Annotated in this window: 11 protein-coding genes; 4 read left to right on the forward strand and 7 right to left on the reverse strand. The window is 72.8% G+C overall.

Annotation, left to right across the window (positions count from 1 at the left end):
• Window positions 1-7: 7 nt before the first annotated feature.
• The 4 genes from LLG88_16315 (at window position 8) to LLG88_16330 (ending at window position 4,164) form a co-directional block, all read left to right on the forward strand.
• Entirely contained in the window at window positions 8-1,141 is a 1,134-nt protein-coding gene (locus LLG88_16315; protein ID MCE5248472.1) for a beta-lactamase family protein, read from the forward strand.
• Window positions 1,138-2,295 carry an energy transducer TonB gene (locus LLG88_16320; GenBank protein ID MCE5248473.1) on the forward strand — a complete coding sequence of 386 codons (1,158 nt, stop codon included), beginning with the start codon at window positions 1,138-1,140 and terminating at the stop codon, window positions 2,293-2,295. The genes LLG88_16315 and LLG88_16320 overlap by 4 nt, the downstream gene beginning before the upstream one ends.
• 2 nt (window positions 2,296-2,297) lie before the next feature.
• Window positions 2,298-2,891 (forward strand): 16S rRNA (guanine(966)-N(2))-methyltransferase RsmD, encoded by a 594-nt coding sequence (rsmD, locus tag LLG88_16325; protein ID MCE5248474.1) that lies wholly within the window; start codon window positions 2,298-2,300, stop codon window positions 2,889-2,891.
• A gap of 88 nt (window positions 2,892-2,979) precedes the next feature.
• The gene (locus tag LLG88_16330; GenBank protein ID MCE5248475.1) at window positions 2,980-4,164 is read left to right on the forward strand and encodes a LysM peptidoglycan-binding domain-containing protein; all 1,185 of its coding nucleotides are present in this window, start codon (window positions 2,980-2,982) and stop codon (window positions 4,162-4,164) included.
• 75 nt (window positions 4,165-4,239) lie between these two features.
• Here LLG88_16330 and amrA read toward each other — a convergent pair whose 3' ends face one another.
• The 7 genes from amrA to infB form a co-directional block, all read right to left on the reverse strand.
• Window positions 4,240-4,857 carry an AmmeMemoRadiSam system protein A gene (gene amrA, locus LLG88_16335; protein ID MCE5248476.1) on the reverse strand — a complete coding sequence of 206 codons (618 nt, stop codon included), beginning with the start codon at window positions 4,855-4,857 and terminating at the stop codon, window positions 4,240-4,242.
• On the reverse strand, window positions 4,857-6,275 hold the full coding sequence (locus tag LLG88_16340; protein MCE5248477.1) for a hypothetical protein: 1,419 nt from the start codon (window positions 6,273-6,275) through the stop codon (window positions 4,857-4,859). The genes amrA and LLG88_16340 overlap by 1 nt, the downstream gene beginning before the upstream one ends.
• A gap of 158 nt (window positions 6,276-6,433) precedes the next feature.
• Window positions 6,434-8,551, reverse strand: coding sequence for a polyribonucleotide nucleotidyltransferase (gene pnp / locus LLG88_16345; GenBank protein ID MCE5248478.1), 2,118 nt, complete (start codon window positions 8,549-8,551; stop codon window positions 6,434-6,436).
• A gap of 257 nt (window positions 8,552-8,808) precedes the next feature.
• Window positions 8,809-9,078, reverse strand: a complete 270-nt coding sequence (gene rpsO / locus LLG88_16350; protein MCE5248479.1) for a 30S ribosomal protein S15 — start codon at window positions 9,076-9,078, stop codon at window positions 8,809-8,811.
• Window positions 9,079-9,182: 104 nt separating this feature from the next.
• On the reverse strand, window positions 9,183-10,139 hold the full coding sequence (gene truB / locus LLG88_16355) for a tRNA pseudouridine(55) synthase TruB (protein MCE5248480.1): 957 nt from the start codon (window positions 10,137-10,139) through the stop codon (window positions 9,183-9,185).
• The gene (locus LLG88_16360; GenBank protein ID MCE5248481.1) at window positions 10,136-10,426 is read right to left on the reverse strand and encodes a DUF503 domain-containing protein; all 291 of its coding nucleotides are present in this window, start codon (window positions 10,424-10,426) and stop codon (window positions 10,136-10,138) included. The genes truB and LLG88_16360 overlap by 4 nt, the downstream gene beginning before the upstream one ends.
• The coding region (gene infB / locus LLG88_16365) for a translation initiation factor IF-2 (GenBank protein MCE5248482.1) at window positions 10,426-12,318 on the reverse strand (1,893 nt) is incomplete at its 5' end. The genes infB and LLG88_16360, both read right to left, overlap by 1 nt.

Here is a 12,318-nt window from a genome sequence, read left to right on the forward strand (position 1 = left end):
GGCCGCGATGACCGTTCCGGCGTCCGCGGGCCATCCGGATCTGGCGCGCTTCGTCGCCGCAGGCGCGGCGGCGGGGCGCTGGCCCGGCGGCGTCTACGCCGTCGGCGCGCTGGGCGACGTCCCGCGCTTCCTCGGCGCGGAAGGGGCGCTGGCCCTCGAGCCGGAGCGCGAAGAGGCGAACGTCGACGCGCTCTACGACCTCGCCAGCCTCACGAAGCCGTTGGCGCTGGCGCTCGTCCTGCTGCGCCTCGCCGACCGCGGCGCGGTCGATCTCGACCGCCCGCTCGACGACCTGCTGCCGGAGTTGCGGGGCTACGCCGGACGCACGCCGAGCTTCGCCGATCTCCTCACGCACTCGTCCGGTCTGCCGGCCTGGGCGCCGCTCTACCGCCTCGCCGCGCGTCCCGAAGACGTCGTGGCGGCGATCGCCGCGCTTCCCCCGGCGGCCGCCGCGGGGACCGCGGCGATCTACTCCTGCGTCGGGGCGATCGCGGCGACGATCGCGCTGCGCCGGGGAACGAAATCCGGTCTTCGGGCGTTGTTCGAACGCGAGGTCGGCGGTCCATTGGGCCTCGGAAAGGACGAGATGCTCTTCTCGCCGTTGCCGCAGGTTCTGGCGTCGCGCGCCGCGCCGACCGAGCGGGGCCGCGCGCGCGAGGCGGAGATGGCCGGCGGAGACTCTTCCCGCGCGGACGTTCCGGGGCCGGACGAGCCGCTCCGCGGCGTCGTCCACGACGGCAACTGCCGCTGGCTCGGCGGCGACGCCGGCAACGCGGGGCTGTTCGGCACGGCGCGGGCGGTCTTCCGCGTCGCCTCGGCGCTGCTCGAGCCGGGCGCGCTGCTGTCGGCGAAGGCGCTCGCGCGGGCCGCGACGCCGGCGGCCGGCTTGGCCGGCGACGCGCGGACGTTCGGCTTCCGGTCCGGCGCCGACGCGGGGCCGGCCGGGAAGCCGCTCGGACGCGACGCGTTCGGCCACTCCGGCTTCACCGGGACCTCGGTCTGGATCGCGCCGCGGCGGGGACTCGTCGCCGCGCTCCTGACCAACAGAGTGCATCCGCGGTGGCGCGAGGCGCCCACGGAGATTTGGCGGGGGGAGTTCAACGCGATCGCCGCGCGCGTCGCCGAGGAAGCTGGTCGATGAAGCATTGGACCGAGGAGGCGGAGCTCAGCGCCCGAGACGTCGCGCCGTTCGACGACGGTCGGCGTCCCGGACTCGTCACGACGATTTCGATCGTGGTGCACGTCGTCTTCGTCGGGTTGATTCTGCTCGCCGGCCAGACCTTGCCGAAACCGCCCGCGAAGCCCCCGGCCGAGGAACTGCCGCTGATGTTCGAGGAGCCGCAGCCGCCGCGGCCGCACCGCGAGCCGCTGCGCGTTCCGGTGCCGCGGGTCGTCCCGCCGGCGTTGCCCGCTCCTCCGCCCCCCGCGGCGCAGCCCCAACCGCAGCCGCAACCGCAACCGCAGCCGCAGCCGCAAATGCAGCCGCCGGGCGCGCAGCAGCCGGCGCCGCAGGCCGGCGGACAGCCCGCCCCCGCGAAGCCGCTCCTCGGCTTCAACGCGCACGGCGACAAGAAGGGAACGCCGGACCGGCCGCAGGGGCCCGAGGGGAAGGTGCACGGCCCCGAGGCGCCCGGCGAGAAGGGCAAAGGGATGAAGGACGGCGGCGGGGACGATCTCCCCACGCCGATTCCGGGCGACACGCCGCTCTCCGGCGGAAGCCCGAGCCCGATCGACCAAGGCCCGAACGGACGGCCGGCGCCGCAGCGCGGCACGGGGCGGCAGAACGGGCCGCCGTCGTTCCGCGTGCCCGGCGGCGGGATCCCCGGCCGCCGCGGACCGCGCGGCGGCGGGACCGACTTCAACGTCGGCGGCGGGGGCGGCTTCTTCGGCGACCTCCATTTCGAGAGCAACGACTACGACTGGTCGGACTATTCGACGAAGGTCTACTTCGCCGTCTACCGCTCCTGGCTGCGCGAGCTGTACGGACGCGTCAGCCGCTTCGAGCGCGACCAGGCGCTGCGCAACCTGCAGACGCTCGACGGCGACGTCTACATCCGCTTCACGCTCAAGCGGGACGGCTCGGTGGAGGATCTGGAGGTCCTGCGCCCGTCGGTGCTGCCCGCGCTCGACGACGCGTCCTCGGCGGCGATCCGGCGCGCGGTGCTGCCGGCGCTGCCGTCCGACTTCCCGCGCAACCAGGAGCGCGTGACCTACCGCTTCCGGATCATCGGCTTCGAGTCGGCGCGGCAGCTCGAGCTGCAGTTGGAGCAGTCGCGCTGGGCGGGGGAGTTCTGAGAATCGTCGGCGGCCTGTTTCGCGGGCGGCGGCTCGCGCCGCCGCCGAAGCGCGGCGTGCGCCCGACCGCCGACCCGGTGCGGGAGGCGTTGTTCAACATCCTCGGCCCGTCGGTCGCCGACCGCCCCTTCCTGGACCTCGCGGCGGGGACCGGCGCCGTCGGTCTCGAGGCGCTCTCGCGCGGCGCGGCGCCGGTGGTCCTCGTGGAGCGGGACCGGGCCTCGCTCGCGGTCGTGCGGCGCAACGTCGATCTCCTCGCCCTCGATCAGGAACAGGCGGGACTCGTCTTCGTCGTCGCGGCCGACGTCGGCGTCTGGCTTGAGCGGGGCGGGGAAGGGCTCGTTCCGGGCGAGGCGGGGGTCGTCTTTCTCGATCCCCCCTACGGCGAGCCGCGCCTGCCGAAGTGGCTCGACCGTCTCGCCGCGGCGCCGTTCGTGGGCCCCGGGACGCTCGTCGTCGTGGAGCACCGGACGGGCGACGCGCCGGCCGCGCCGGCGGCGTGGGAAACGCTCTGGACGCGGCGCTACGGCGACGCCTCGCTGACCGCCTTCGCGCCGCGCGGCGAGGACCGGACGGCGGAAGGCGAAGAACCGTAAAACCCCGTTGCCTCGCTTCCCGCGATGGATTTAAATTCGCCGGGGTGGTCCGCGGCTACTCGCCGCGCGCCGCCGCGAGGAGAGGAGAATGGGAACGTTGCCGCTCCGCGGCCTGTTGGCGTTTTCGGCGCTCGCGCTTTGCGCGGCGCCGTCCTTTGCGGCCGACGATCAGCAAGAGAAGCCGCAAACCCTCACCCCGCCTCCCGGCGTGCAGGTTGACCGTTCGCGGGCGATCGAGAAACAGTACGTTCCGCCGCCGGTCCACCTGAAGAACGTCGGCGGGCACTGGACGCCGTACGATCCGCCGACGCCGCCCGAAGGGGCGGAGGTCTACACGATCGTCGCCGGCGACAGCCTCTGGCGCATCGCCGGCGCGAAGTACGGCGACCCGTACCTCTGGCCGATCGTGTGGGACGCGAACCGCTACATAACGCAGGCCCACTGGATCTACCCGGGCGACCCGCTCGTCCTGCCGACCGCGCCGCAAGTCGTGGAAGAGCAGGGGCCGGCGCCCGCGCCCGAGCCTCCGCCCGCGCCGTTCGCCGAGGAAGCGAAGCCCGCTCCGAAGCCGGTCGCCAAGGGGCCGGCGCTCTTCGCCGCCGCCGACGCGCGCGAGATGAACTGCGCGCCGCAGCTGCTCGAGGTCTACGATCCGGGGCCGCTGACGATCTCGGGGCGCGAAGAAACCAACAAGACCATGCAGGGACAGGGCGACGTCGTCTACCTCAGCGCCGGAAAGGACATGGGAATCCAGCCGGGCGCGGAGTACGTCGTCGTCCGCTCCGGGCCGGTCGTCAAGAACCCCGACACGCGGAAGCCGATGGCCGTCTACGTGATGCGCTTCGGCCGGGTGCGGGTGCTCGCGGTGCAGGAAAACTCCGCCACCGCCGAGATCACCTTCTCGTGCGACGACATCCACGAAGGGGACCACCTGATTCCGTACCGCGAGATGCAGGCGCCGCTGATCGAGCGGATTCCGTTGGCCAAGCTCGCGTCGCCGAATCCGGGGCGGCTCCTCGGCGTCGTCGCCGTGCTGGCCGATCCGCGGGCGACGATCGCCGGCGCCGGCCACCTCGTCGGCATCGACGTCAACAGCCACGCCGGCGTGACCGGCGGGGACCGCGTGCTCTTCTTCCATCCGGGCGTCGGGAACGCGCCGCGGGACGTCTTCGCGCAGGGCGTGATCCTGTTCACGAACGGCGGCGGCTCGATCGTCAAGGTCCTCGAGTCGGTCTCGGAGGTCGAGGTCGGCGACAAGGTCGACGTCCGCTGACGGCTCGTCGGTCCTGAAACGACGAACGGGACGGCCGCGCGGCCGTCCCGTTTCTTTTGCGGCGCCGGCGGGCGGTCAGCGCGCGAGATCGCGGATCCGGCCGTCGTCGCCCACGACGAGCGCGGCGAAGCGGAAGACGCGCGCCCCGCGGCGCCATTCGTCCCGCGGAAGCCCGGCCTTCCGGCAGGTTTCGTCGAGGAAGGTCTCGGGCGTCCAGTCGCGGTCGGAGGCGACCTGCGGCAGCAGCAGCCCGCGGCGGCTTCCCCGCTCGACGACCAGCCCGTGCCTGCCGACCTCCACCCCCTGCGGAAGGACGGCGGGATCCAGTTCCTCGAGCGGCGCGAGCAGCGAGACCTCGACGTCCAGCCGCGGCAGTTCGGCGGGGCGGACGACGGGGAAGCGCGGATCCTCGAGCGCCGAGGCGCGGGCCGAGCGGACGACGAGGTCGGCCGCGGCGCGCACGTCGCCGAGCGAGCCGATGCAGCCGCGGAGATCGCCGCCCCGTTCGTGGATCGTGACGAACGCGCCGAAGACGGGAACGTCCGGCACGCCGGCCCTCGCCTCCGCCGGCAGGGGCGCGTCCTCGACCGCGGCCCGGACCGCGGCGACGGCGAGGCGGTGCAGCGCCGCCGCGCCGTCCGGCCCGAGCGCCGCGGCCAGCGCGTCGGCCCCGCCGAGCGGCCCTGCGGCCATCAGAGGGCTCCGCTCTCCTTGAGGATCTTGGCCCTCAGGATGGCGATTTCGACGGCGCAGGCGGCCAGCGAGGTCAGTTTGCGGGCCATCGCGAAGTCGGGCATCGGGCTGGAGCCGTCCGGATCGTCGGCGTAGAGGACCAGCACGGACCGGCCGCGCACGATGACCGGCGCGACGAGCGCCGAGGCGGGTGACGTCGTCCCCAGACGGGCGAAGAACTCCCGGTCGGCCGGGCTCGCCTCGAACGGGCCGAACGCCAGCCGCCCTTCGAGGGCCGGCGCCAACACGCTGGGCCCTTTGAGCGGCAGCGCGGCGCCCGCCGGCGGGTCGGGCAGGCCGCGTACCTGCACGGGCACCGCCTGGTCGCCGCGGACGATGAAGACGATCGCGCGGGGCAGCAGGCGCGTCAGTTCGTCGGCGGCGATCGCCACGACGTCTTCTTTGTCGATCGCCGCGGCGAGCCTCCGGCCCGCGATCGCCAGCGTGCCGACGTGGTCTTCGACCTGCGCGGCGGCGCCTCCGCGCGCGGCGGGCTGCGGCTCGCGGCTCGGCGACGCGGCGACCGCGACCGCCGGAGGCGCGGGGGGCGCGGCCGCGGCGCCGGCCTCCGCGGGCCGTCTTCCGACATCGGACGCGGCCGGACGCGGCATGACTTCCGTCGGCGTCGCCTCGGCGGCGGCCTCTTCGAGAGCCTCGATGGCCACCGGCCCGGTGTCGGCCGTCTCCTCGGCCGCGGCCGGCGGCGCCGGCTCGCCGTGCGCCTCGGTGGGCACGGACTCCTCGTCGCGCTCTTCGAGCGCGGCGGCGGACATCGCCGGGACGGCCGCGGACGACGCCGCGGCGACGCCCGCTCCGCCCGCGGGGGCGGCCGCTTCGGGGCCGGCGCCCGCGGCCGTCGTCGGCGCGGTCCGCGGCCGCGGCGGCAAAGGAACCCCCGCGGCGGCGGCCAGCGCCCGCGCGCGCGCCTCGAGCTTGGCGAGCGAGAGGTCGGGCAGATGATGGTGGCGCGCCAGCGCGGCCCGCACGGCGACTTCCGAGGCGACGTACGGCGCGATCACGAAGCCGGTCAGGAACGCCGCCTCGTGGACCGCGAGCGTGTCCGACGGGTTCTGCATCGCGAGCGCGAGGCTCTCCCCTTCGACGCGGAAGGGGATGGCGCGGTGGCGCCGCGCGTAGTCGGCCGAGAGCAGGGCGACGACCTCCGGCGGGGCCTCCAGCAGCTGGTCTCGTCCGACGCAGGGAACCGCGTAGACGCGCGACAGCGCCGCCCCCAGCGCCGCCTCGTCGAGGACCCCGAGCGCCAGGAGATGCGTGCCGAGCGAACCGCCGAACTGGCGCTGGGCTTCGAGCCCCAGCTCCAGCTGGTCGGCGGAGAGGATGCCGTCCTCGAGCAGACAATCGCCCAACCGTCGGGCCATCGCGAAGCGTCCTCCGCCCGTTCCTCGAACCCCCAGTCCGAAGGATCGCGGGCAGCGACGACATTCTGCGGGGCGCGGCGCGCCGCGGGCAAGCGCCCGCGCCGCAAAAAAGTAACGGCCCGCCTCGCGGCGGGCCGTCGAAGCCGATTTGAAGGAACCTATTCGGCGGTCGGGGCCGGCGCGGCGCCGCCCTCGGCCTGCTCCTTCATCGCCTGCTTGCGGCTGAGGCGGAGGCGGCCGGTCGGGTCGATCTCGATCACCTTGACCAGCACTTCGTCCCCTTCCTCGATCTCGTCGGTCGTCTGCTTGATGCGGTGGTCGGCGATCTCCGAGATGTGCAGCAGCCCTTCGGTGCCGGGGAGGATCTCCACGAAGGCGCCGAAGTTGGTCGTGCGGGTCACCTTGCCCAGGTAGAGCTTGCCCAGCTCCGGCTCGGCGGTGAGGTCGCGGATCATCTGCTCCGCCTCGCGCGCGTTGGCGAGGGCGACGGAGGCGATGTCCACGCGGCCGCTGTCCTCGATGTTGATCTCGCAGCCGGTCTTCTCCTGGATGGCGCGGATCATCTTCCCGCCGGGCCCGATGACGTCGCGGATCCGTTCCTTGTTGATGAAGATGGTGAGGATCCGCGGGGCGTAGGGAGAGACGTCCGAGCGCGGCGCGGCCAGCGCGTCGTGCATCAGGTCGAGGATCTGCAGGCGGGCCCGCCGCGCCTGCTGCAGCGCCGCGGCCATGATCTCCGGCGTCACGCCGCCGATCTTGATGTCCATCTGCAGCGCCGTCACGCCGTCGCGCGTGCCGGTGACCTTGAAGTCCATGTCGCCGTGGTGGTCCTCGGCGCCGGCGATGTCGGTCAGCACCGCGTGGCGGCCGCCGCGCATCACCAGCCCCATCGCGATGCCGGCGACCGGCTTGGCCGTCGGCACGCCGGCGTCCATCAGCGACAGCGAGCCGCCGCAGACGGAGGCCATCGACGACGAGCCGTTCGACTCCATGATGTCGGAGACGACGCGGATCGTGTACGGGAAGGCGTCCTCGCCCGGGATCAGCGGACGGAGCGCGCGCTCGGCGAGCGCGCCGTGGCCGATCTCGCGGCGGCCGGCGCCGCGCAGGAAGCGGACTTCGCCGACCGAGAAGGGGGGGAAGTTGTAGTGAAGCATGAAGCGCTTCTCCCCTTCGAACTCCAGCCAGTCGAGCCGCTGCGTGTCGGCCGACGTCCCGAGGGTCGTCGTCACCAGCGCCTGCGTCTCGCCGCGCGTGAACAGCGCGGAGCCGTGGGTGCGCGGCAGGAGCCCGACCTCGATCGTGATCGGCCGGATCTCCTCCATCCCGCGCCCGTCGAGGCGGGCGTTCTTCTCGAGGATGAACTCGTGCAGGATCTCGTCCTGCAGCTCGTGGTAGGCCTCGCCGAGCCACTTCGCCTTCTCGGTCTCCTCGGGCGGGATCTCGGCGGCGATTTCCTTGAGGAAGTCGTCCACCCGCGCGTAGGAGGCGAGCTTCGGCTTCATCTGCATCGCTTCGGTCAGCGGCGCCTTGGCCCGAGCGGAGAGCCACGCCTTGATCTCGGCGGGGACCTCGCGCGGCTCGAAGGCGAACTTCTCCTTGCCGGCGAGCTTCTTCAGCTCGCGCTGGGCGGCGATGATCTTCTTGACGGCCGCGTGGCCGGCCTCGAGCGCGCCGACGATCACGTCCTCGGCGACCTCGTTGGCCCCGGCCTCGACCATCACGATCGCGTCCTCGGAGGCGGCGATGGTGATGTCGAGCTGGCTGGCGTCCATCTGGGAGCGCAGCGGGTTGATCGCGTACTGGCCGTCGATCAGGCCGACGCGCACCGCGGCGATTTCCTTGGTGAAGGGGACGTCGGAGATCGCGAGGGCGCAGGAGGCGCCGGTCAGCGCCAGCACGTCCGGGTTGTTCTCCTTGTCGGCCGAGAGGACGAACGCGATGATCTGCGTCTCGTGGTTCCAGCCGTGGGGGAACAGCGGCCGGATCGGACGGTCGATCAGGCGGCTGGAGAGCGTTTCCTTCTCGTTGGGCCGCCCCTCGCGCTTGAAGAAGCCGCCGGGGATCTTTCCCGCGGCGTACATCCCCTCGCGGTAGTCCACGGTCAGCGGGAGGAAGGTGATGTCCTTCGCCTCCCGGGCCATGCAGGCGGTGACGAGGACGACCGTGTCCCCTTGGCGGACGGTGACCGCGCCGCCGGCCTGGCGGGCGATGCGCCCCGTCTCGATGACCAGCGGACGGCCGCCGGCGTCGACTTCGACAGTGTGGATCGGCACGTTGAACTCCCGCCGCCTCCCCTAGAGGCGGCCAACACATGAGGCCCGGCGCGCGCCGTCGGCAGGCCGCGCGCGGTGCGCGGCCCTGGGCGGGAGCGTCGGAACCTTCGGGATGGACTGAACCGTGAAGACACCGAACCGCGCCGCGCGGAGCGCGGCGCGGAAGAACGACCCGTCGGTGTCCTGGTGGACTGCCAACCGAGAAACCGAGCGCCGCGCCGCGCCGGCCGGAAGACGCCGGCCCGCGGCGCGGGGACTCACTTGCGCAGGCCGAGCCGCTGAATCAGCTCGCGGTAGCGGCCGATGTTCTTGCGGCGCAGGTAGTTCAGCAGCCTGCGGCGCTGGCCGACGAGCTTGAGCAGGCCGAGCCGCGACGCGTGGTCCTTCGGGTGGCTCTTGAAGTGCTCGGTCAGGTGCTGGATCCGATCGGTCAGCAGCGCGATCTGCACTTCGGGAGAACCCGTGTCGGTCGGGTGCACCTGGAACGAGTGGATCGTGTCTTCGCGGACTTCGCTGTGAGCGGGCAAGGCCGGAACTCCTCGCGGCCGTCGTCCCGGGGGACCGCGGACCGCGTCAGGCGGATCAAATCTTCCGCATGGGATGATTCCAAATACGATGACGGCGAAGGATTCTAAAGCGGCCCCGCGCCTTCGGCAACAACGAAGTTGCCTTGCTCCGAACGGCCGACGCCCGCGACCCCTCCGCGGAGGACGACGCGGGGCGACAAGCGGCCCCCTTCGCCGATCTCGCCGATCCCCTCCATGCGGGCGTCGGGGCCGAGGACGCGGGCCGGCCCGCAAAGACCGGCCGGATCCCCCTCGACCTCGCGGCCGCCGCGGAAACGGTCCGCGCCCCCTTCGTCGAGCCGGACGACCGGGAGCGGCAGCGGGATCGCCTCGGGCGGCAGGAGGGCCGCCAGAAGCGCCTCGCTCGTCGCCTCGGCGCGCGCCGGCGTCGCGCCGCGCGCCCGGAGCGGGCCGATCGCCGTGCGGCGCAGCGCGGCGAGGCAGGCCCCGCTGCCGAGGAGCCGTCCGAGGTCGCGCGCGAGGGAGCGGATGTAGGTGCCGCTCGAGACGCGCGCCGCGAAGGCCAGGCGTCCCCGTCCCGCGGGGAGGAAGCGGAGGCGGTGGACGGTCACTTCGACCGCCGGCAGGACCGGCGGCCGCCCGTGCCGGGCCAACTCGTGGGCCGGCGTGCCGCCGATCTTCTTCGCCGAGTAGACCGGCGGGATCTGCATCTGGCGGCCGGTCAGGCGGGCCGCGGCGGCGTCGAGGACGGCGCGGGGCGGCAGCGGCGGGGGGACGAACCCCGCGACGTCCACGCCGTCGAGATCGCCGGTTTCCGTTTCCAGCCCCAGCAGCACGACGCCGACGTAGGTCTTCGGCCAGTCGTGGAGATAGGGCACGAGGCGGGTCGCGGGGCCGACGAGCAGCGGCAGCAGGCCGGAGGCGAGCGGGTCGAGCGTCCCGGCGTGGCCGATCCGCCGCTCGCCGAGCCTCTTCCGGGCCCAGGAAACGACGTCGTGGCTCGTCGCTCCGGTCGGTTTGTCGGCCAGGAGCAGGCCGACCAGGCCGCTGGGACGCCTCATCCGAGGAACTCGCGCGCGGTCTCGGTCACCGTGCCCGGCACGATCTCCTCGGCCTCGATGACGATCTGGTCGAAAAGACGGCCGAGCGGCGCCTCCGCCGCGGCCACCGCGGAGAAAGCGATCTCGGCCCTTTGCAGCAGATCTTGGTATTCGGTCTCGGCGGCGGCGACGTTGTGCCGCGCGCGGACCCGGTCGATCAAGGAGCGGACCACCCGGCGCTTGTCCTTCAGCGATCCGCTCCCGACGACGCGCAGCTCGAGAACCAGCAGGCCAACGACGACGGCCATCAGTCGGCCTTGGGGATCTCGAGCGACTCGCGCTTGGACAACTCGATCGTGAACGCCTCGATCTCGTCGCCCGGTTTGAGGTCCTGGTACCGTTCGAGGCCGATCCCGCATTCGAAGCCGGTCTTGACCTCCTTGGCGTCGTCCTTGAAGCGGCGCAGCGAGTCGATCCGCCCTTCGTGGACGACCACGTTGTCCCGCAGCAGGCGCACCTTGGCGTCGCGGCGGACCGTCCCTTCGACGACGTAGCAGCCGGCGATCGTGCCGACCTTCGCCACGCGGAAGACCTGCCGCACCTCCGCCCGGCCGAGGAAGACCTCCTTCTCGACGGGGGAGAGGGTGTTGAGCATCGCCTGCTTGATCTCGTCGGTGACGTTGTAGATCACCGTGTGCAGGCGGATGTCCACGCCCTCGCGCTTGGCGATGTCGCCGACGCCCCGCTCCGGGCGGACGTTGAAGCCGACGACGATCGCGCCGGAGGCGGAGGCGAGGAGGATGTCGGTCTCGGAGATCGCGCCGGTTCCGGCGTGGATGACCTTGACCACGACTTCCGTGGTGGAGAGGTCTTCGAGCGACTTCCGCAGCACCTCGACGGAGCCTTGGACGTCGGCCTTGACGACGATCGGCAGCTCGTGGACCTCGCCCTCCTGGATGCGGGAGGCGAGGGTTTCGAGCGTCGGGAGCTTCATCCGGCGGGCGGCGTCCTCTTCCTGCTGCTTGGCCAGCCGGTAGTTGGCGATCTGCCGCGCCTTCGCCTCGTCCGGGAAGACCTGGAAGAGGTCGCCGGCGGCCGGCACGCCGTCGAGGCCCATCACCACGACCGGCGTGGACGGACCGGCCTCGGTCAGGCGGCGGTCCCGCTCGTCGGCGAGGGCGCGGACGCGCCCCAGCGCCGAGCCGACGACGAAGACGTCGCCGACCTTGAGCGTGCCGTTCTGCACGAGGATCGTCGCCACCGGGCCGCGCGCGCGGTCCAGCTTGGCTTCGAGGACGGTGCCGCTGGCGGGCCGCGCCGGGTTGGACTTCAGCTCGGCCATGTCGGCGACGAGCAGGATCATGTCGAGCAGTTGGTCGAGGCCGATCTTGGCCTTCGCCGAAACCTGCACGGCCACGGTCTCGCCGCCGTACTGCTCGACGAGCACGTTGCGCTCGGCCAGCTGCTGCAGCACCCGCTCCGGGTTGGCGTTCGCCTTGTCGATCTTGTTGACCGCCACGACGAGCGGCACGCCGGCCGCCTTGGCGTGGTTGATCGACTCCAGCGTCTGGGGCATCACGCCGTCGTCGGCGGCGACGACGAGCACGACGATGTCGGTCACGCGCGCGCCGCGGGCGCGCATCAGCGTGAACGCCTCGTGGCCCGGGGTGTCGAGGAAGACGATCTCGCGCTCGGTCCCCTCGCGCATCTGGCGGACCTTGTAGGCGCCGATGTGCTGGGTGATGCCGCCCGCTTCGCGCTCGGCGACGCGGGTGGCGCGGATCGCGTCGAGCAGGCTCGTCTTGCCGTGGTCGACGTGTCCCATGATCGTGACGACCGGCGGACGGGAGACGAGCTGCTCGGCGGCTTCGGCCTCGGCGGGGGTCGCCTCGGCGATCGCCTCCTCGGCCATGTCCACCTGCTGCGCCGTGCCGCCGAACGCTTCGACGACCCACCGGGCCGTCTCGAGGTCCAAGGCGTGGTTGATCGTCGCCATGATCCCCTTCTCGAGGAAGAGGCGCTTGATCACGTCCTTGGCCTTGCGGTCCATCCGCTCCGAAAGGTCCTTGACGGTGATCCCTTCGGAAACCTTGACCTCGCCGACCGGCTTCTCGGCCTCGACGTGGCGCGGGGAGGGGGTCGGCGCGGCGGCGGGAGCGGCCGCGCGCCCGCGGGCGGGACCCTGCGGTCCGCGGCGGTC

This window comes from bacterium (assembly GCA_021372775.1).
GTDB lineage: Bacteria > Acidobacteriota > Polarisedimenticolia > J045 > J045 > JAJFTU01.

Coding starts and splice junctions, on each gene's coding strand:
- amrA (MCE5248476.1), bottom strand. CDS start 4,857: ATGGCCGCAGGGCCGCTCGGCGGGGCCGACGCGCTGGCCGCGGCGCTC.
- truB (MCE5248480.1), bottom strand. CDS start 10,139: ATGAGGCGTCCCAGCGGCCTGGTCGGCCTGCTCCTGGCCGACAAACCG.
- LLG88_16330 (MCE5248475.1), top strand. CDS start 2,980: ATGGGAACGTTGCCGCTCCGCGGCCTGTTGGCGTTTTCGGCGCTCGCG.
- LLG88_16315 (MCE5248472.1), top strand. CDS start 8: ATGACCGTTCCGGCGTCCGCGGGCCATCCGGATCTGGCGCGCTTCGTC.
- LLG88_16320 (MCE5248473.1), top strand. CDS start 1,138: ATGAAGCATTGGACCGAGGAGGCGGAGCTCAGCGCCCGAGACGTCGCG.
- LLG88_16360 (MCE5248481.1), bottom strand. CDS start 10,426: ATGGCCGTCGTCGTTGGCCTGCTGGTTCTCGAGCTGCGCGTCGTCGGG.
- LLG88_16340 (MCE5248477.1), bottom strand. CDS start 6,275: ATGGCCCGACGGTTGGGCGATTGTCTGCTCGAGGACGGCATCCTCTCC.